19 protein-coding genes are annotated in these 20,604 nt (G+C 30.5%); all 19 read right to left on the bottom strand.

The genetic code is table 11. From position 1 onward, the window contains the following. Positions 1-267 precede the first annotated feature (267 nt). Positions 268-882, bottom strand: a complete 615-nt coding sequence (locus ACVC3Y_RS00750) for a hypothetical protein (RefSeq protein ID WP_452225824.1) — start codon at positions 880-882, stop codon at positions 268-270. 147 nt (positions 883-1,029) lie between these two features. Next, positions 1,030-1,542 carry a hypothetical protein gene (locus ACVC3Y_RS00745; RefSeq protein WP_452225823.1) on the bottom strand — a complete coding sequence of 171 codons (513 nt, stop codon included), beginning with the start codon at positions 1,540-1,542 and terminating at the stop codon, positions 1,030-1,032. Between the two features lie 147 nt (positions 1,543-1,689). Next, the gene (locus ACVC3Y_RS00740) at positions 1,690-2,187 is read right to left on the bottom strand and encodes a hypothetical protein (protein WP_452225822.1); all 498 of its coding nucleotides are present in this window, start codon (positions 2,185-2,187) and stop codon (positions 1,690-1,692) included. A 224-nt stretch (positions 2,188-2,411) separates the two neighbouring features. Further along, positions 2,412-4,082 (bottom strand): hypothetical protein, encoded by a 1,671-nt coding sequence (locus ACVC3Y_RS00735; RefSeq protein ID WP_452225821.1) that lies wholly within the window; start codon positions 4,080-4,082, stop codon positions 2,412-2,414. Between the two features lie 170 nt (positions 4,083-4,252). After that, positions 4,253-4,837: a hypothetical protein gene (locus ACVC3Y_RS00730; RefSeq protein WP_452225820.1), complete on the bottom strand. Its 585-nt coding sequence runs from the start codon at positions 4,835-4,837 to the stop codon at positions 4,253-4,255. A 153-nt stretch (positions 4,838-4,990) separates the two neighbouring features. Then, positions 4,991-5,404, bottom strand: coding sequence for a hypothetical protein (locus ACVC3Y_RS00725; protein ID WP_452225819.1), 414 nt, complete (start codon positions 5,402-5,404; stop codon positions 4,991-4,993). Between the two features lie 159 nt (positions 5,405-5,563). Continuing rightward, a complete protein-coding gene (locus ACVC3Y_RS00720) occupies positions 5,564-6,187 on the bottom strand; it encodes a hypothetical protein (RefSeq protein ID WP_452225818.1) in 624 nt (207 codons plus the stop codon). A 184-nt stretch (positions 6,188-6,371) separates the two neighbouring features. After that, entirely contained in the window at positions 6,372-6,884 is a 513-nt protein-coding gene (locus ACVC3Y_RS00715; RefSeq protein WP_452225817.1) for a DUF3885 domain-containing protein, read from the bottom strand. Between the two features lie 758 nt (positions 6,885-7,642). Further along, the gene (locus ACVC3Y_RS00710) at positions 7,643-8,278 is read right to left on the bottom strand and encodes a hypothetical protein (protein ID WP_452225816.1); all 636 of its coding nucleotides are present in this window, start codon (positions 8,276-8,278) and stop codon (positions 7,643-7,645) included. Positions 8,279-8,512: 234 nt separating this feature from the next. Continuing rightward, positions 8,513-9,277, bottom strand: coding sequence for an abortive infection family protein (locus tag ACVC3Y_RS00705; protein ID WP_452225815.1), 765 nt, complete (start codon positions 9,275-9,277; stop codon positions 8,513-8,515). Between the two features lie 182 nt (positions 9,278-9,459). Beyond that, positions 9,460-10,080 carry a MarC family protein gene (locus tag ACVC3Y_RS00700; RefSeq protein ID WP_452225814.1) on the bottom strand — a complete coding sequence of 207 codons (621 nt, stop codon included), beginning with the start codon at positions 10,078-10,080 and terminating at the stop codon, positions 9,460-9,462. Position 10,081: 1 nt separating this feature from the next. After that, a complete protein-coding gene (locus ACVC3Y_RS00695; RefSeq protein WP_452225813.1) occupies positions 10,082-11,359 on the bottom strand; it encodes an APC family permease in 1,278 nt (425 codons plus the stop codon). Positions 11,360-11,520: 161 nt separating this feature from the next. Next, entirely contained in the window at positions 11,521-12,180 is a 660-nt protein-coding gene (locus tag ACVC3Y_RS00690; RefSeq protein ID WP_452225812.1) for a hypothetical protein, read from the bottom strand. A 147-nt stretch (positions 12,181-12,327) separates the two neighbouring features. Further along, positions 12,328-13,011, bottom strand: coding sequence for a DUF4166 domain-containing protein (locus ACVC3Y_RS00685; RefSeq protein ID WP_452225811.1), 684 nt, complete (start codon positions 13,009-13,011; stop codon positions 12,328-12,330). Between the two features lie 5 nt (positions 13,012-13,016). After that, positions 13,017-13,913 (bottom strand): DoxX-like family protein, encoded by an 897-nt coding sequence (locus ACVC3Y_RS00680; RefSeq protein WP_452225810.1) that lies wholly within the window; start codon positions 13,911-13,913, stop codon positions 13,017-13,019. Positions 13,914-14,078: 165 nt separating this feature from the next. Further along, positions 14,079-15,182 carry a protein kinase domain-containing protein gene (locus ACVC3Y_RS00675; RefSeq protein ID WP_452225809.1) on the bottom strand — a complete coding sequence of 368 codons (1,104 nt, stop codon included), beginning with the start codon at positions 15,180-15,182 and terminating at the stop codon, positions 14,079-14,081. Positions 15,183-15,339: 157 nt separating this feature from the next. Further along, on the bottom strand, positions 15,340-16,251 hold the full coding sequence (locus ACVC3Y_RS00670) for a DUF5655 domain-containing protein (RefSeq protein ID WP_452225808.1): 912 nt from the start codon (positions 16,249-16,251) through the stop codon (positions 15,340-15,342). A 360-nt stretch (positions 16,252-16,611) separates the two neighbouring features. Continuing rightward, positions 16,612-19,602 carry an Eco57I restriction-modification methylase domain-containing protein gene (locus ACVC3Y_RS00665; RefSeq protein ID WP_452225807.1) on the bottom strand — a complete coding sequence of 997 codons (2,991 nt, stop codon included), beginning with the start codon at positions 19,600-19,602 and terminating at the stop codon, positions 16,612-16,614. A 310-nt stretch (positions 19,603-19,912) separates the two neighbouring features. Then, a complete protein-coding gene (locus ACVC3Y_RS00660) occupies positions 19,913-20,434 on the bottom strand; it encodes a hypothetical protein (RefSeq protein WP_452225806.1) in 522 nt (173 codons plus the stop codon). Positions 20,435-20,604: the final 170 nt, after the last annotated feature.

The raw sequence follows: 20,604 nt of genomic DNA, 5'->3' as shown, positions 1-20,604 counted from the left end.
TGATATGATTTCAGCAATCAAAGCATATTCTTCAAGTATTTCTTTCATAATTATCTTCTTTCGTTCTATTATTAAAAGTTCAACTCATTAATTTGCATGTGGTAATTTTTTCTGTTTTTCTCAAATTAAGCACAACGGTTTTGTGTATGATTTCGTTGCGTGTTTAAGCAACTAATTTAGCAAATAATCACAGATAGAAAGTCCGCGAGGACTTTCGTAAGTAGGCTATAACTAGCAATGAATTATACACTGTGTTGGCGGTAGTTTTTAATTATTCCAATATTCATTAAAGTATTCCAAATTTTCATTTTCGTCCATTTCGTATTTCCAATTGTTCTTATCCAAAATCAAATAATTATATCCATAAAATTCCTTTTTATTAGATTCAGAAAATAAAGTCAATTTATATTGATAAGCTGGATAAAAGTAAAATGCAGAATCAAATGGTTTTTCCGAATAACCTCTGGTTTGACTTTTATTCCAGTCAGCCGTAAATTTTCGAATTTGTACAGGCGTTAGTTTTTTTAATTCACTTTTAGAGTTTGAGTAAATCAGAATCGAGTCCACCATTTTGAAATCAAGTCCAATTTTATTTGGTCTTTTCTCAAATACTTGATTATTGCATATGTCCAAAGTCAAAAATCGGTCATTTTCAGCCTGCCAAGTGAATGTGCAACTGTCGATTTTGGTAGCAGAACTTCCTTTTATTTCATTATCAACAAAAACAGAGTATTTGAAATAATTAGCGGCGACCATATCGGGACATTTTAATTTTTTGATATTATAATTTTGAACATTCCATTCCGCAATTGTTTCGCAATCTTTTTGACAAGATACTGTGAGTATTAAAATTAAGAGAAATATGTTTAGTTTATTTGTCATTCTCAAATTACCGCCAACGGTTTTGTGTATGCTTTGTTGCGTGTTTGAGTAACTAAGTTAGCAAATAAAACCGAATAGAAAATCCGCGAGGATTTTCGTAAGCAGTCTAGAACTAGCAATAAAATATACACGTTGTTGTGCAACGTATTATTCGGTTATATTTTTTTTCATTCGTTCGTTAAATATTCTATATATGCGTTTTGCGTTGTAATCAATTTCATGAACAATACAAGTTCCTCCTGCCATTAGTAAAATCCGAACTTTTTTGTTGTTATATATTTTATCATTTTCTCCAAAAGTTGTCAGATAACCTCCAGAATGTTCTAAAAAGATTAATTTATTTTTTTCATAAAACTTATCAGCCATTTCAACCATACGCATTTCCAATCTTGTTTGTTCTTTAATCTCAAAGTCGAGTGTTTCTGCATACTTATAATTCAATATTATCGACGCAAGAGTATTCAATTCAGAATTTGTTTTCTTTTTTAAATTATTCAGTATTTCATTCTCGGTCAAGTTTGAAACCTGATAGTTGAGAAGTTCATTAATTTGAATATTCGCAAGTTCACTTACATATTCTGTATATTCAGCATCACGAACTTGTGCCAAAAGTGAATTTGAAATCAGTAGTAATAATATTATGAATATGGTTTTTTTCATATGTTGCACAACGTGTTTGTGTATGAAAAGTTGCGTTTTTGTGAGCGAGGATTTTCCGTAGGAAAATCAGACGTAACAAAAGTGCAACGATCTTAATTTAAGCACTAATTTAGCATTTTTTTATACACGATGTTGTGCATAGTGTTTTTATTCGTTCCGTTTATAATTCCGTCCAGTTTTAAATCCGCAATAAGCTAGGAAAATCAGTAATAATATTTGGGTGTAAAAAAGTACACTTGATAAAATTTCTAAATTATTTTCTTTCGGTTCTATTTCAGGTTCAATTTCTCCAGCGCTTAAAGGTGGATAAATTGTCCAACTCGTGGTTTGTCTAATAAAAGCATCTAAAATCGAATCAATTCCGATTAATACTAAAATCAGAAGTATTGTCGAAATAATTAAAATCAGATTTGCAGTCAAGTTTTTAAAATTCTTTCGTAATGTTCTAACCAAATAAATTCCAAAAAACACCAGAACTGCGAGTAATAGAATGAAATGAAAATTCGCAATTACGAAATAAGTATCGTGAATATTTATATCAAGAGTCGAGTCAGATTTTAATCCGTCAATTCCGAAAATCAGCGTGTTCAAAATCAGTACGAGAATTGTCGTTCCAATCAACCAAAATATTTCTTTCTTTCTCAAATTTTAATTCGGATTTCGTTTTTCAGACATTATGCACAACGGTTCTGTATATGGTTTGTTGCGTGATTAAGCACCTAATTTAGCAAATAAAAACCGAATAGAAAATTCGCGAGAATTTTCGTAAGCAAGCCAGAACTAGCAATAAATTATATACATTGTTGGCAACAGTTTTTCAATGTTTTTAATCACTTTAAATAAAGCAAATAAATAATCTGAATTAAGGTTTAATTATCAATTATTTCAATAAAACTCTTATTACTATTTTCAGCCTGATTGATTACAATAATTTCATCATTTGAAAATGTGAAAAGAAGTGGTTTTCCTAGTGTGTCATATTCACTAGAAATATTATTGAAATTTAAGTGTTGATGCATTACAATTTTATTCAATTCTTTTATTGAGAAGTAAATTTCATTATTTTCATTTATATGAATGTCTGAATATTTTTCTTGAGAACCAACAAAATTAAAGCCATCAAATGTCATTTCAGAACCATAGTTCCCTAATTTTTCTTCTGAAAGGTCATTGTAATTTAGATTTAAATGGAAACCATATTCAGTACTTATAATATATGAGAAATCAGGCGCAACAGCAAACACCTGTTCGCTTTTTATAGATCCGTTATCTATTCCTAAAGAAAATTCTAGCTGGCCATTAACAATGCTATATGCATTTATTGATGATTCGTTCTGATGTCCATCATAAACAGGTTCGAGCTTGAAAAAGAACGACCCAGAACCATTGACGAGTCTAGAACTGCTATGGATATATCCGGTATTCCTATGCACCTCATCATTTTCAATATCATAATACGAAAAGTGACTATAATAGCCATTGATATACTTTTCTAAAAATATAACATAATGCTCTTTAATAATCATTGAAAGTATATCCCTATCCGTATCTAAATCTATTTCCTGTACTAAGCTGTAATCGTCTAAGCTATAAACAAATATTTTACCATTCTCAGAAGAGATATATAGTTGTTGTATTCCATTATATGTTTCGATAACTGGATGATGAATTCTAGCATTAATATCAATTGCATGTACTGTTGTATAGGTGTATGGATTATAAAATAGGATTTTCCCATCATCACTTATGATAATTAATTCGTTTTCCCGAATTGGGTTTTTAACCATTTCTATTGGGACGAAATCAATAAAGCGTGGGTTTTTGATGGTAATTGTATTTTTACTTTCAATAGTGTTTCCATTTACTTCTTTGGAAATACCATAGGTAATATACTCATTGAGGAAGTCAGTTGAATCTTCAAAAGTCGTTTCTGCTTGATTACTTATTTCGGTTATTAAGAATTCGTTTTCAAAAATATCTGCTCGATACTCAGAATAATCGTAATCCGATTCAGTTCTATAAACTGTATATTTTGTGAAGCTGTTATTCTCATCTTGTTCCCACTCTAATTCAATATGTCCATTATCTAATTTTTCGGCGCTTATAATTTCAAATGAAAGTTCAGGTCGCTCATAATAGAGATAATTAATACTAACAACTTCTTGTGTATAGCCACTTATAGGATCTTGATATACGGTTGCGACTACATAATTAACATAGGCATTGTAAGGAATATTGGTGTCTTCAAATGAAAATACATTACTATTTGCAATTTCAGCTCTTAATTCTCCAAGGTTGGCAATAGCTGGGACATAAGGATAAATATTGGTTGCACTCTCTAACCTATATATTTTATAAGAAATAAAGCCTTGTATTTCAACAGGTTTCCATTTAATTCTGATAGAATTATCTGTATAGTTTAACGAAACTAATTCGGTTTGTGGTGTTTGAACAGACTCTGGTGCAGGTTCAGAATCATCATCGTTAGAACACGAAACAATAAATAGAAAAGCAAGGATAATATAGGAAAGAGATTTCAAAAATTTAGTTTTAAAAGGTTAAAAATAATTCAATAAATATTGTTTATTTAATTGTTGCCAACGTTTATGTATAAGATTAGTGGCGTGTTTAAGCATCTAATTTAGCAAATAAACACCAGATAGAAAATCCGCGAGGATTTTCGTAAGTAGGCGAGAACTAGCCATTAATTTTATACGGTGTTGTAGCCAGTTATTTTTATTCGTTTTATTTGATTTTCGTGATTTAATTCAGTCGTCTTTAATCCATTTTGGTCAAGATTGTTAAAAATCGAAATGAAATTTTGATTATCAGATTCCGATTCTTTTTCTAAAACAAACTCTATTCCATTAAGCATATCTCCAGTCTCATATTTCTCTCCAGTTTCCAATGATTCACTCAAAAAGTTATAGGTCAGAATATTAATTCCACTTATAATCTTATTCAAGTTTTTTGTCAAATCAGAATTCCCGTTTTCTTTCCAGATTAGAGGCATTTCATTTCCCATTCCATACCAATCCAATTTGTCAGTCAGTTCAAATGAATTGATTGTCAGACTGAATTCATCCAATTGATAAGCAGTAAATTCAAATCTTTTTCCCTCAATTTCGAGAACTATTGGACCATCAGTCAACCATTCGTTTTCTTTAGTATCCCACATAACCCAAAATCGTTCAATTTTTTTTCCGATAAGTTCAGACAGAGTCAATTCAAACTCACTTTTGAAACTTTCAGCTGTGGTATGAAATTTTGGCTTGTATGTTGAAATTCCGAGCATTTTGGTTTAATTGGCTACAACGTGTTTGTATATGGTTTGTTGCGTGGTTTAAGCACCTAATTTAGCAAATAAAAACCGAATAGAAAATCCGCGAGGATTTTCGTAAGTAGGCTAGAACTAGCAATAAATTATATACGGTGTTGTACGCTGGCTTTATTTCTTTCCGATAAACTTTGCAGGTGCTCCAATTTCCTGTTCAGTTTTTAGATAATATTTTTTTCCGTTTGGGCTTATTATTAATCCTGCGAATCCACTTTTTTGAATTTCATCAAATGCTTTTTTCAATTCAACAAATTGTCTGTCAAAATCATTATAGGAAATCACGTAACACAAGTCCGAATCGTTGAGTTTCAATTCAGATTTGATTTTCTCATAAGTATCAAAGTCCGATTCCGTATTCAATTCGGTCAAGTTTTTTTCCGAAAGCATTTCATTCCAATTGTGATTGAATCTATCCAAAAAATCAGTTCTTTTCTTTTTATGATTCAATATCCACGCGCTTCTTTCTCTTCGTTCTTTGCGAATAAAATTTTTAATAAATTCCCTTTCGGTTTCTTCTGCGTTCATTTTTTTAGCTTGCGTACAACGGTTTAGTGTATGATTTCGTTGCGTATTTCAAAAACTAATTTAACAAAAAGAAACGAACCAGAGGAATCATCCGAAGGATTATTCCGAAAAGACAAAAACCAAGCAATGAATTATACATATTGTTACCTGCAGGCTTTATCAATTTAAAATATTATTAATTTCAAAAATCTCTATTCCAGAAATTGAATAAATATCGTTTAAGAATTCGCCTGAAATATTGTTTGATATTAAATACTGATCTAATCTATTATCTAGTCCACCACTTTTCGAAAGTACATTCCTCCATTTAGCTCTTTTACTTTGAAAGAATTTTTCAATTGTTTCCGCTCCAATTACATAAAGTTCTTTTTTCTTGTGAGTATTAAGAAGAAATAAGTTGACACAATCTGCAAAGACTTGTCTTTTTCTCATTCCATTTGCTGCATTAACTTGCCATTGTGAAAACTTAAATTCAGCAACTCTTAAATTCGTAACTAAATCTATTCCTTGTCCATCTGCTCCTGATGCAAGGGAAAGGTCTTCAATAATTTCATTTTTCAATAATATTTTAGGTAAGCAATTTATTATTCCAGTAGCATGAACAATTTCATCAATTTGAGAACTTATATTTTTTACAATCAGTGCGGCTTCATATACTTCTTTCTCAAAGTCTATGTTTTTTTCTGAATTAATAATAAGGTTATTTTTTAATTCACTAAGTCGATGTCTTAAATTGTTGCCTTTAAATTCAGAAATAATTTTAATAGCCTTTTCTATTTCCATTGATAAATATTTTGTTCAGATTTTTCTCAGCTTGCAGGTAACGTGTTTGTGTATGAAAAGATGCGTTTTAGTATGCGAGGATTTTCCGCAGGAAAATCAGAAGTAACAAAAGCGCAACTGACTTTATTTAAGCACTAATTTAGCATTTTTTTATACACAGTGTTGCCACACGTTTTTAATTCCGCTACATTCCATCTTTACGTTCAGAAAGCCAATCTTTATATTTAGTTTTTAATTCGTCTCTTTTCTCTTGAGTGTCAACTATTATGTCCATTCCGCCATCATAAGGTGCTACAATACAATTTCTTTTCGGACAAACAAACATTGCTCGAAATTCATCATCTGCAATATTTTTTAACAGTTCATTTTTATTGTTTTTTCTCCAAACACCAGACGTTATATAAACACCAAAAAAATCGTTCTCGTCATATTCTTCTGGGTATATTTTATGCAAATCGATTGTCCTTACTTTATCAAAATTTGAATACTCAACTATTTCTGTAGATAATTTATTAGTTGTTTCCCATTCATATTGTCCTGTTGCAATTATTATATCAGAATTTTCTCCGATTAAATTAGAAATCAGTTCATTTTGTCTATTTAGAATTATCTGATATTCCTCTTCCGATTCTGCATATCGTTTCGATTCGGGTAAACTATGGATTCGTAACCATCTTTTTGGATAATAACTTCTCAATTTATATCCGATTGGATTTGATTCGGGATAGTTTAATTCCCAATATTTATTGAATTCTATGACGTTCATCTAATGTGTGGCAACGGTTTTGTGTATGGAAAGTTGCGTTTTTGTGTGCGAGGATTTTCCGCAGGAAAATCAGACGTAACAAAAATGCAACAGACTTTGGTTAAGTACTAAACTACGCAATTTTTTATACACTTTGTTGCCATTTCGTTGATTTTTCAGGTTTCAAATTATTCTGCTAAATTTCATCTTCTGATTTTCAACGTTTGAGTAAATTCAGTCAGCGTTTTATTCCGCAATATTTTTCAATTCCGTTTGAGTGAGAAATCCGTAAACAGATTAGATTCAGCGTATTGTTGCATTTTCAATCCGTTTTTATTAAAACTTTTGTAATTATTAAAACTATTAATGTGTCAAATTATATAAGGCAGCTCCAATTGCTTCTCCTGCATTATATATTTGTCCAATAACAACTATCGTAATGATAATCAGTATTGATATATAAGTTATTTTTTCATTTTTTGACAGAGAGTTGTATTTCGTTTTAATTTTGTTCATATCTAATAATTTTAATTTCTATTATAATTCAATTTGAGTGCGTTCCGCAATGAATGGCAACGTGATTGTGTATGATTTCGTTGCGTGTTTAAGCACTAAAGTTAGCAAATTAATCACAGATAGAAAGTCTGCGAGGACTTTCGTAAGTAGACTATAACTAGCAATGAATTATACACGGTGTTACCACACGTTTTTTATTTTTCAGGTTTATAATTCAAGGTGTTTCCTCTCGGAATATAACTCAAGCTTAATAATTCATTATTATATTCAAGAATGGAATATTCCAAAGTATCCGATTGATTTGTTAAAGTCAGATATTCAACAGGTTTGTGTTCTGTTCCTAATTCTTTAAAATATTCTCTCCGTATTTTAAATTCATAAATATCAGAAGAGTCCGTTTTTATTCCTTTATAAAATAGAATCCACTTTTCGTTTTTTATTTCAATTCCAGAAAGTGAATCCGTTGTACTAATCCAACGCCCATTTTTAAATTTGGTTAATTCTATTTTTGGTTTTGAAACTGAATCGGTTATAGTCTTTTGATATTTAAGATACATTTCGTGAGAAGTAACTTCTCGATATTCAATTTCATATCCGCAAACATTTTCAGTCCGCTTTATTTTGGGTTCAGTTCCGTTAAAATTTAAGTGAGAAATAGTTATTCTTTTATTTTCTACTTCTACTTTTTGCAATCCGTTTTGAGATTCAAAAATCGTTTCAAATGAGTTTCCACATTTTACTTCAATAAAATCAGAACTTGTGTTAGTCAGATAACTGTAATTAAACCAATTCAGCTCAATTTCAGAGTTTTTAAATTCGTATTTAATCAATTTTTTGTCAGAACAAGAAATGAGAAAAATGGTAAAAACTAAAATCGAAATATGTTTAATGTTCATTGGTTTCTCAAATGTGTGGTAACGTGTTTGTATATGGTTTGTTGCGTGGTTTAAGCACTAAAGTTAGCAAATAAAAACCAAATAGAAAATCCGCGAGGATTTTCGTAAGTAGGCTAAAACTAGCAATAAATTATTATACGGTGTTGTGCGTTCGGCTTTATTCATCTCTTAAAATGGTAAATCATCAATTCCATTATATTCAGTAAGTGGTTTTGGGTATTTCGTTTTAAAGTATGAATTTAAAAAAAGTCCAACAGTAGTAACTGAATTCACAATGAAATAGGTGTAAATTGGTTCGGAAAGTAAATAATCTTCGTCAGTTTTTCCGTGAAAATCAGTTTTCTCACTTCTTAATTTTTCAATTGCTTGACAAGCTGAAATTAACGAACTTCCTATGGTTTTTATCTCTTTTGGATTATCCGTGTTCGTTAAATTGAATTCTTTAAGAATTATATTAACCAATTTATAAAGTGTTTCTTTTCCTGTTATTTTACTTTGTAATCTTTCGTCTTTTAGTATTTCCTTAATAATACTTTCCAGAGCTGAATTTGCAAGTCCAACAGCTAAACTCGGGTTAGTTTCAATTTGTTTAAATGCTTTTGTAAAAGTATCATATGCAGTTTTAAATTCGGCCTTTAACTCATTTTTGAATGTCGGAATTGAAGGAATAAAATCTGGTGTATCAACACCTAAATCAATTGCGATTTTCAGAAGTATTTCTCCAGGCATTGAATGTAAAGTTGCATTTAAATCTATGTTTTTGTCATCTTTTTCAATTAAATTGAAATTCTCCCAATAATTTCGTTCATCATATTCGTGCCATTTTCCTATATAATTTCGTACATTTTTGTATGTAGAATATTCTTCCCAAATAGCTTTTTCAACTTCTGCTGTAAGTTTCATTTGGTATTTTGGTGAAATAAGTTCGTTCATTTTTTAGGGTTCTGTTAGCTGACGCACAACGGTTTAGTATAAGAATAGTAGCGGATTAAAATGCACTAATTTTTCGATTAAACACAGACCTTATTTATATTCACTTACTTTTGTTTTAGCGATTAAACCGCTATTATTTTTATACATTGTTGGGCACAGTTCTTATTCAGTTCAATGTCACTTTATTTTACCAAGTCAAATGATATTTTGATTCCTTCTATAACCATACTTGTTCCGATAATTGCAATAATTAGTCCCATTAATTTTCCAATTACTGAAATTACGTTGTCTCCAATATTTTTTGCAATAAAATCGCTTAAGCTAAATGTTATATAGGTGAATAAACACATTATTCCGAAAACAAGTACTACTAATCCAATATGAATATAAGATGAATGGGACACGAAATTCATAGCTGTAACAATTGTTCCTGGTCCAGCTAAAATTGGTATAGCTAAAGGTGAAACTGCTATGTTTTCATCAATGTTAACTTTTTCTAGGTGTTTGACGTTTGATTTTTTGGATTGTAGCATTTCAAAACCTACATAGAAAATTAAAATACCACCTGTAATTTTAAAAGCAGGTATTGTTATTCCAAATAATTCGAAGATAAATTTCCCTAAAACAACAAATACGGAAACAATAATAAAAGCAATTACTACAGCCTTAAAATTTATTCTTTGTTTTGTTTTTTTGTCTGCTCCTTCTACTAATGTAAGAAATATTGGCATATTTGAAAGAGGATTCATAATTGCGAAAAAACCAGTAAAAACAGTAATTGAAAACGTTAGTAAATTATCCATATTATTTTTTTTCTGTTTTTTTGTAAATCCATTCCATTAAAAAGCAAAATCCAATAATGGCGATTGAGATTATTACACCAATAGTATTTGAGGTGTATTGTTGATTGATTAATATTACTGTAGCAATCATACATAAAACAAAACCGACTAATGGAATTATTTTATTGCTGCCAGTTTCTTTTGATAATCGATATCCAACAAGGTTAACGACCCCAAAAATGAGTAAAAAACCAACGCTACCTGCAGTAGATATACTCTCTAGTTTAAGTAAGTTTACTAAAATTAATGTAGCTACTGCTGTAATCATTAAGCCAATTGGTTGATTCCAAAGTTTTGCTAAAAAATGATGTGGTAGTTCGTCATCTTCTGCAATTTCATAATTTACTTTACTTCCTCCATAAAGGGATGCGTTGATTGCTGAAAAAGTTGAAATTAATGCAGCTACTGTAATTATGGAAAAACCAACTTTTCCTAACATTGGTTTTGCTGCTTCTGCCAACACATAATCTTGAGCTGTTGCGATTTTTGCAAAAGGAAGTGAGCCCACAGTTACTAATGCAATAATAATATATAGCACTATCACGAAAATCACAGAATAGTAATAAGCTCTTGGAATATTCTTTTCAGGATTAATGATATCTGGTGCTGCGTTTGCAATAAGTTCAAACCCTTCATAAGCAACGAAAATAACCATTCCGCCAGCAAATAACTTAATTGGTGCTTCCCAATTTGTGACTGCAAGTTGAGCAATATTTGGATTGCCAATTAAACCATAAGCACCAATAAAAATAAACGAAATTAGAATTACCAATTTGATAATTACTGCATAAGATTCTATTTTTCCAACAACAGCAATACTATAATAATTAATCGCTGTAGCTAAAACAATAATTGCACTTGCATAAATGTGTGAATCAATGGTTTTGTCGTGGGTTAACTCGAATAAATTTGGTGCGTAAGACCCAAATGCCGAAGCATAGAGTGAAAGCATAATAATATAGCTTATCCACAATAGATTATTAATTCCGCCACTAAAGATTGTTTTTCCGAAACCTTGGTTGATAAATTTAACAGTTCCACCTCTGTCAGGATACTTTTTTGATAGCTTAACATAACTATAAGAAGTTATTAAAGCTAAAATACCAGCAAATAAAAATGCTATTGGTGTTCCACCTTTGGCTAGTGCGACAGCAAGTCCAAGTACTGCAAAAATTCCACCACCAACCATTCCTCCAATTCCGATAGAAATAGCTTCTTTTAAGCCTATTTTTTTATTCATTTACGATGTTTTTTTTAATTGTGCCCAACGGTCTCGCATATGGTTTGTTGCGTGTTTAAGTCACTAAGTTAGTAAATAAAAACCGAATAGAAAGTCCGAGAGGACTTTCGTAAGCAGGCTAGAACCTAGCAATAAAATATATGCATTGTTACCACACGTTTTTATTCCAATTCAGTCATTGTATGTTCAATGTTAGTTTTATGGAATGTTCTTAAATTTATTGTTTTTCCGTTTAGTTTTTCAATCAGATAAGGAACATCTCCATCCATAAAAAGAATGTCATATCCATTAAAATTAATTCGTTCCCAAGATGATGTATTATAATTTAGATTTTTATTCGATTCCCTCACAAGAGTAGAATCAGTTTTAAAGTAAATAGTATCTTGAAATTTTCTGTTTTTCCAAAAGAATTTTTTTCCAATAAAGTCAATCTTAAGGTTGTGCTTTTCAGTTTCTGGTAATTTTCGATAAACGTGCTGAAATTCGTTATTCGGAATTTTTATCACTAATGAATCAGACTCCACTTTTACGATTTCATAATATTCCACAGGATTGCCTTCTGAATAATCTTCGTTAAATATAATATCATTTGAAAAATACATATTCTTACTTTCTCGAAGTTCAGTTCCGTAATCATATTTTGAGCCTTTTGAATAACATTTATTATTTTTAAAAGACAATAAATTCCGCTCTGGAAAAACGATAGTTCCATTTTCCGATTTTGAATATTCTCCAATCCAAGTTCCTTTTAAATCTTTGTCGGTTTGACAAGCTGATAGAAAAAGGACTAAAATTAATAATATGTTCGGTGTTTTTCTCAAATGTGTGGTAACGGTTTTGTATATGATACGTTGCGTGGTTTAGCAGGTAATTTAGCAAATAAAAACCGAATAGAAAATCCACGAGGATTTTCGTAAGTAGGCTCTCAATAGCAATGGATTATATACGTTGTTATAGGGCGTTTTCTTTTATTCTCTAATTTCTTCTCTTAATGGCAGAACGTCTTTAGGAATATCTGCAATTGATTTTACTGTTTTATATTCAGTTTCAAATGTTCCTTCATAGCCGAATAATTTCCCCCAAGTTTTGTTACTCACGACAACAGATATTTTAAACTTTTGCTCTTTGTCGTCATACCACTCACAGACATTCGCTTCTCCTGAAAATAGCATTGGAAATTTAAAATCTAAAAACCCTTCATAAAATCGTTGTTCTCCTGACCGAAGTTTTATTCCACCGTTTTCAGCAACAGTCATTTCAATGTCAACCGCAAGATGTTGATGTGTCCCCAAATAGTCTACAATTCGTTTTCTTTTCTCGCTGTAAATCATTGTTGCGTCAAATCTGCGAATGCGCTTTGGAAATTGATATTTACGAACCCAAGTAACGGTTTCTCTTCCAAATTTGTCTTTGTAAGCGTAGTTCTCAATTGTAAAAGGAATATCTTTTCCTTTCTGCGGAAACATAATGTTTCTCCACGTCCCAATATACAGAAATGGTAATGTATATGATTTTCCATACCAAACACTTTGCATAACTCCTTTTCCAACCGAAGCAATTTTGTCATTGCTGTTGAAGCCGAAACGCTTTTGAATCTGTGGATGAAGTTTGTCAAAGTCTGAACCTAAAACTTGTTGGTATATTGATTTCATTGTTTCTATTTTGTAATGCAATTAGAAGCCTTTGGTAAATAGCTAAAATTCAAAATTGCTATTATCGAAAGAGCTATCATGGAAATGTTTAACGAAAATGGATTAAATGGAAGTGTGAAAATCTTCAAGTCACTAAACATCGCTCCAAATGTTAGAAGACACAATCCCAATATGTTTAAATACTGAAGCGTTTTTCTTTGGATAAAAATCAATGCAACTCCAAAAACAATTTCTGCAATACCTATAGTGGTCAAAATATTTTCTTCATATCCATTGAACAATCCTGATTGTCTCAATATTTCAATTTCTCCCGTATCAGTAAAAAGTATTTTTGGAATTAGTCCTTGATAAATCCAAATGATTCCTAATGTTAAATTTACAAGCAAAACAGATAATTGAGCATTTATAGCTTGCTTTGGGTGAAGTCCTTTTTCAATCCAATTTTTCAAGCAGTCAAAACTCCAAGCAGTTGCCCAAATCATTAATGGTCTGAAAATTAATTTGTCAATCAGATTTCCGAAAAGTCCCCAACGTGTTTTATAGTCATAACCTGTAAAGAATTTTATTCCATCTGCTTCTGGAACATATTTCCAATATCCTGAACCTTGTTTGATTAATGAAATTTGGCTGTCTGATGAAAATTTTAAAACTGATGTGCTTTCCCCATTGTCTTTGGTTTTGGTTGCAACACTTTCTCCGATACCGTTTACCTTAATTCCAAATCCAACTTTTGTTGAGTAAAGAAACTTTTGTGGGGCTGTCGGTTCGTTTTTTGGTAAGTATGATATTTCGGAAAACCTTAAATCCCATTCCTGATGCAATGACGGTTCTTGCGTTTTTGTCCACAAACTGTCTAAATCACAATTTATTTTGGTTTCAATATATAATGGTTTTCTCTTCAAATGTTGGTTGTTTTTTTAAATGCCCTATAACGGTTTTGTATAAGATTAGTTGCGTGTTTTAAGCACTAAAGTTAGCAAATAAATCACAGATAGAAAGTCCGCGAGGACTTTCGTAAATAGGCTAAAACCAGCAATTAATTTTATACGGTGTTGGGCATAGTTATTTTATTCTAGCAACAATTCCTCAATTTCTTTTTCTGTATTTTCTACAATGCTTAATAATTCATTAATTTTTTTCCATTTTAAAAACTTGGAAGTAAACCAGATTCTAAAATTGTATTCATATGGACCTTCAAAAGTTTCTCCTTTGTTCGTAATCCATATATTATAATCGATTAAATCAACTTGTTTTAATGAAAACAATTTTGGGTTAAAAAGACTTTGAATGTTACTTTGAATTTTTGGACTTCTTGTATCAAGGTATTTCATTCGAGTACCTGATTTTATATTTTTCAAATATCCTATCTCTGTTTCATCGAGTTCAGGTAAATATTGTTCAGGAATATTTTGATTTTTGCTCTCAATTGCCATATGTAATTGGTTAAGAGTTGTCAATTCAAATAATTTTGATAAAACTAGAAGTGATTTTTTGTTTATAAGGGAAATGTCAAAACTAATTGAGTCTAGCATTTCAATCTCTTTTGATAGACCTTTAAATGAATTAATGTTATTACAACAATCGAATATAATTTTAAACCTTGTTTTATCTGATTCTTTACACTTTAAGTAAAATTCACCAATTATTCTTTTAAAGTCGTCAATATCTTTTTTTTGATTTACGTCTTTAGTTAAATTAAAGTCCCACCACAAAAAATCTATTAATTTTAAATAACCAAATTCATTTATTAGAATATTTTCGTTGTGTAGGTCATTATGATATATTTCGAAGTTATGTGCTTTTTCTAATCCAGAGGCTAACTGAAGCGTTAAATCCAAAAGTACTTCGTAAATAATAGAATCTCTTTTGTCTAAAAATTGTTGAAGAGTTTGACCATCGATATAATCCATTATGTAACAACTTTTGGAATTATTTGATAATTTCCCTGTGGCTAAATAATAGACAGTTGCAATTTCTGGCTCTCCAGATAATAAAGCAAGTTTTTTAAATTCCGTTGTAAGATAAACATCATCAGAATCATCATAATATGAAATGAATTTTGCTATTAATTTCTTCCCTGTACTGCTATCTACAAATTTGAATGTGGTTTCTTCTTTAAGACATTCGGATTTGTCTAAATCAATTATTTTTGTTTGTCTTAAATCGTACATTTATGGTTTTCTCAAATTATGCCCAACGTTTATGTATAAGAATAGTTGCGGGTTTGTATGCGAGGATTTTCCGAAGGAAAATCAGACGTTACAAACACGCAACGACCTTTGATTAAGCACTAAACCGCAATTATTTTTATACGGTGTTGGCATTTCGTTATTTTTTATTTTTCTTAATTGACTGTTTAATCAGACTCAAAATATATTCTAAATGCTCGTCTGAATTTATTTGTAATTCATAATCTCCATTTCCCCAATGTCCAGTTGAAGAAACATCTCGTGTAATTCCTTTCGGGTCGTCAAGTTCTCCAATTGTCATATTAATCCAAATTTTCAATGCTTTTCTTTGCGGATGAATATCAACCACATTTCTGCCTGAAACAAAAGCGATATATTTCTTTTTTGGTTTGACTTCTATATTATCGAAATTCAGAATTGCGTTTTTCATTTTTTCATACAATTCCTTAATTTCTTCGTTTGCGTTTTCCAAATGTTCCTGTTCCGAATAAACTTTAATTTCTTTCGCAACATTGTCAATTGTTTGGTCACTTTTGGAAATAGTTTTTATACTTTCTTGAGCTCCTGCTTTTTGTATTTGTTCGTAAGAAACAGTATTGTTTTCAAATCTTTTGACTTCCCAAAGTTCAATTGGTAAGTCCTTAAAATTTATTGCCTCACGCTGATAATTCGTAAAAGCTGGTGAAACAAATAAAACTCTTGATTGTGACCAATCAACGTCATTCCGTTTGAGTGTTTTGTCAAGATTTTCATTAAATTCTAAAATAAAGTCTGCTTTATTATTTAGCATTAATGACAAATAAGCATAACCTTGGTCAATTACGCTAAAATTCTTATCTCTCTTATATTCAATAATTACAAATGCATTTGCTTCTTTGTCAAACGCAAGAGTGTCAATTCGGAAGTTATTTAAGGCAAATTCAGATTTTACAAAGTCAAGTCCGAGAATTGTCTTTAAATTACTTTCAGTCAAATCTTGAATTTCTTTTTCAAGTCGAAAAGGTTTTTCCTTTATGTATTCTAAAGATTTCTCAATTTTAAATAATGCCATTTATTTTCTTGATTTTCGTTTTTTTTAATGAATGCCAACGGTCTTGTGTATGAAACGTAGCGTATAAATAAACGCTAACTTTTCGGATTTAGCACGAGCCGAATTTTTTATTTTTATGTTTAATTTTCTTTTTACAAATATAATCAAATAAAAAATTTGGCGTACATTGTAAATATACAAAAACCTTTCAGAAAGCCTATAATAGCTATGTTTTATACACGTTGTTGTGTGTAGTGTTTTTCACGTTCTGCTTGGTTTTACGATGTTTCTTATTTAGTTCAAATGTGAGCGTTGGCAAGACATACTCTTTTGTAATTTTTGGCGTAGCGTTGGCTGTAGCGAATTGCAAATGTGTATGGCTTAAGCTGTGGCTTCTTCAACTATTTTGACTTCGTCATCTGTCAATCCATACAACTCATAAACCATTTGGTCAATTTCATTGTCTAGTTTTTCAATTTCAATATTAATATTTTGTATTTTTTCTTTCTCATTATTAAAATATTCCATCCATTCAGCTTCTTCTTTTAAACTTAAAATGATTTTATATTTCTTTAATTCTTTTAAAAATATCCCAAAGTCATATGAATACCAATTTTGAACTTTTCTTGAAAGCTTTTCAATCGAATATTTGTTTTTAAGTAATTTTTGAAAAGACAAACTTCTTGTTACTATATTTTTGTTTTCTTCAACGATAAAACTAACATTTGAAATTACCTTTTTTTGAATGTCGGAATTTTTCCATTTTGGAATTGGAATAGAATCTAGATTCGTTTTAGTCACAGTAATTGTGTAACTAGCATCAAGAGAGTAATTTCTTCGATAAAAATGGTCTATCAGTCTGGAATTAAGAACACCTAATAAGAATTTCAAGTTGTAATTATCTTCTTTAAGAACCAGATTGTTTACTGAATTGAAAGTATAAAATTTATCGTCATCAAATGAACAAATTAAACGTGATGACACTCTTTGAATCAATATTTTATCTGAAAGAAATGTTTCTTCTTTTCTTGGTCGATGCAGGACTTCTTTATCATAATTTATGTACGCATTTGGCCAAATAAAACCATATCTAAATAAGTCAGGTGCTTCAAGTAATTTCTTATATTTATCTGTTAATTTCTGGTTAGCTATATAATTATTTTTACCTGATTTAGTAGCAATACCATTTCTAACGTCTATAAAATCCCCTAAAAGAGGATTGTTTTTTTTCATTTTCTTGAATATAGTTCTATCTAAACTTGAACTTCCATAAAGAAATCTATTTTCAGGTGTTTCGTTAAAATCATCTTGATTTTCTGAATATTTTTCAAAAATTTGAATGCTTTGATGTTTATAAAAATCTACAGTGTTTTTTAAATCGTAACTGTTACGAACTATTAATGTTATAGTTTCTGCTGTAACATTGTCAAAAACGCCAATACCATAAACGCTAATACTTTGAATCATTAATTCATTTATGAGATACTTTCTAATTTCTCCATAAGTACTAGTTCTAATGAATGTTTCAGGTGTAATGAATCCGAGAAGCCCATTGGCTTTTAAAAGCTTATCAGTAGATAGCTCCATAAAGACACTATACAAATTAACTTTTCCGTGATTATGTTTATACTTTGTCCATATGTATTCATTAAAATTTTGAAAATGCTCATTTCCTCTTGTGAAAACATATGGTGGATTCCCAATAATTACATCAAAACCTCCTTTTTCAAAAACTTCTGGAAATTCGTTTTTCCAATTAAAAGCTTTATCTCCTGCAAAAATTGAGTCGTCAATTAAACTATTACCACATTTAATGTTATTGTTTAATGAAGTTAGTTTTCTGCCTTTTTGAGCTGTACGCAACCAAAGTGATAGTTTAGCAATTTCTACACTTTCTTCGTTAATATCAACACCAAATAAATTATTTTCTAATATTGAGTTTTCAACTTCACTCAACACTAAAGCGTCTTTATTGTATTTTGCAGAGAGTTCATCAATATATTTATGTTCTGTTATCAAAAATTCTAAAGCTTGATTTAAAAAAGCACCACTACCACAAGCTGGGTCGCAAATAGTAATTTGTAATAACCAGTCACGATATGTTTGTAGATTATCTAATCTTTTTCTGCTACGTTGTTTGGCTGGTTGATAGTTATCATCATTAATATCCAATTCGATTTTCCTTTCTTCGCAAAGTTTTCCGATTGTATTCTCGACAATGTACTTTGTAATATACTTTGGTGTGTAGAAAACTCCATCTTTTTTGCGTTTAGTTTTGCTTTGTTCAGTTTCAAAACCTTGAATTTCCGCTTGAATTTCGTCAATGTCGTTTAACGAATGTTCAAAAATGTGTCCAAGTATATTTACACTTACCTCACTCTCAAAATCGTAGTTGCTTAATTTAACTGTGTGTTTGTAAAGTAAGTCGTCATTAATTTTGATGTTATCCAAAACCTTGTCTGGTGCAAATAGTCCACCATTGTAAGCAAAAATGTCGTGTTTATGTCCCTTGTGTCCTGTGTTCATATAACCGAAATACTTTTTAAATCGGTCGTATAATGGAAAATACTCATCATACTTGTCTCGTAAATCAGTCCATTGATTAACGATTGAACGAATTGAGTTTGGTGGCAACAACAATCTATCTTCTGCAAAAAAGATAAATAGGAAACGGTCTAGTAGTTTTTGGGTTTTTTTGAATAAGGTTAGTTTGTCGTATTCAGGGTTTTCTTTATGGATTGCATCGAAAACTTCATTTCTGAAAGATGCGTAATCTTTGTAAAGTTTTTTGGTGACGTTTTCCTCTTGTGTTAAAGATTCGTCTTTAATCTTTTTAGGAATGTCTTTTAACAGATATTCTGATGAAAGACAAAGCCAAAGAATATCGAAACGTTCTTTTGAAAGCTGAAATAAATTAAATTCCTCAAAGTCAACTGCGTTGTCAATGTAAAAACGCAACTTCTCAAAGTTGGAAGTAATGACATAATTACAACCTGTTTGGTTGTTTTTATATCCAAATGCTTGAGTTTCTACTTTGCTTAAATCAGTTGTATTTGTTCCTTTTAGTTCAATTACTGCAAGTGCTTTTTCTCCTTGTAAAATTGCTCCATCAGTTTTTTTAGAACCTCTTATGTTTTTTAATTCCGTTGTTAGATTAAAGTCAGGCGTTGGATTTTTAATGTAGCCGAATACGTTTACAAATAGGTCAATTAGAAATTCTCCTTGATATTGTTCCTCTTTGGAATTTCGGATGTTTTCTTGAATGGTCGAATTATGGAAATGGCTTGTAAATCGCTCGTAAGCTTGATTGACTTTTTCGGACTCCAATCCTTTTAAATATTTGTTTAGAACAGAGTTCTGAAATAAGCTCATAAAATTTTAATCTTTTTTCTCAAATTTAATATTATTTCGAGCGTTGGCAAGAAACAGCTCTTTTATTTTTTTTAGCGTTGGCATTTCGCGTTGGCAAAAAAATAAATGTGCTGTTTGCGCGTTGGCTTTTTTAGTTCAAATGTTCAATTTCAGCACGATTTTCACATTACACACAACGTGTTTGTGTATGAAAAGTTGCGTTTTTGTGTGCGAGGATTTTCCGCAGGAAAATCAGACGTAACAAAAGAGCAACTAACTTTATTTAAGCACTAATTTAGCGATTTTTTATACACGATGTTGTACTGCGTTTTTATAATTTCATTTCGTTAATAATTTCTTTAGTTTGCTCCATATCTGTTATCATAAATTCTAGCATTTCAGAACGTTTCAACTTTGTCTTTTTTGTATATAAGTCTTTTCTAATCTGCAACAAAAGTTCACTAAGTAATGCAATCAATCTGTTTCCATAATCAGATGTATATTCTCCATTTTCATCTTTATAAATATCTGAATGAAAAAAGGTCTGCATTATTTTATTAAAAATCTGTATAGCTTTATCAGACCCAAATGTTGTCAAATCAAACACAGCTTTTTTATATTCCAATGTTGTCAGCTTGTTTATTTCTCTCTGCTTGACTTTTTCAGATAATGTAAAAGTCATAGTTGCGATAAATGGTTCTAAGAGTATTTTATACGTTTCTATTTTAAATTCCCTCGACTTAGCTTCTGAATTTAGAATATCTTCTTTTTTAGATTTAATAATCCAAGAAATAATTCCGCCAACAGTTAATAGAATAGGTGATAAAATAGCTATAATTAATGTTTGATTCATTTCATTTCGTTGGTTTGGTCAAATGCAGTACAACGGTCTTGTGTATGGAAAGTTGCGTTTTTGGCGACGAGGATTTTCCGAAGGAAAATCAGAAGTTGGCAAAAATGCAACTACCATTATTTAAGCACTAATCTAGCAATTTTTTATACACGTTGTTATAAAATGTAGCG

Source organism: Lacinutrix cladophorae, assembly GCF_053604645.1.
The sequence above is the reverse complement of the archived record's forward strand: the minus strand, read 5'-3'. Positions and strand labels throughout refer to the sequence as shown.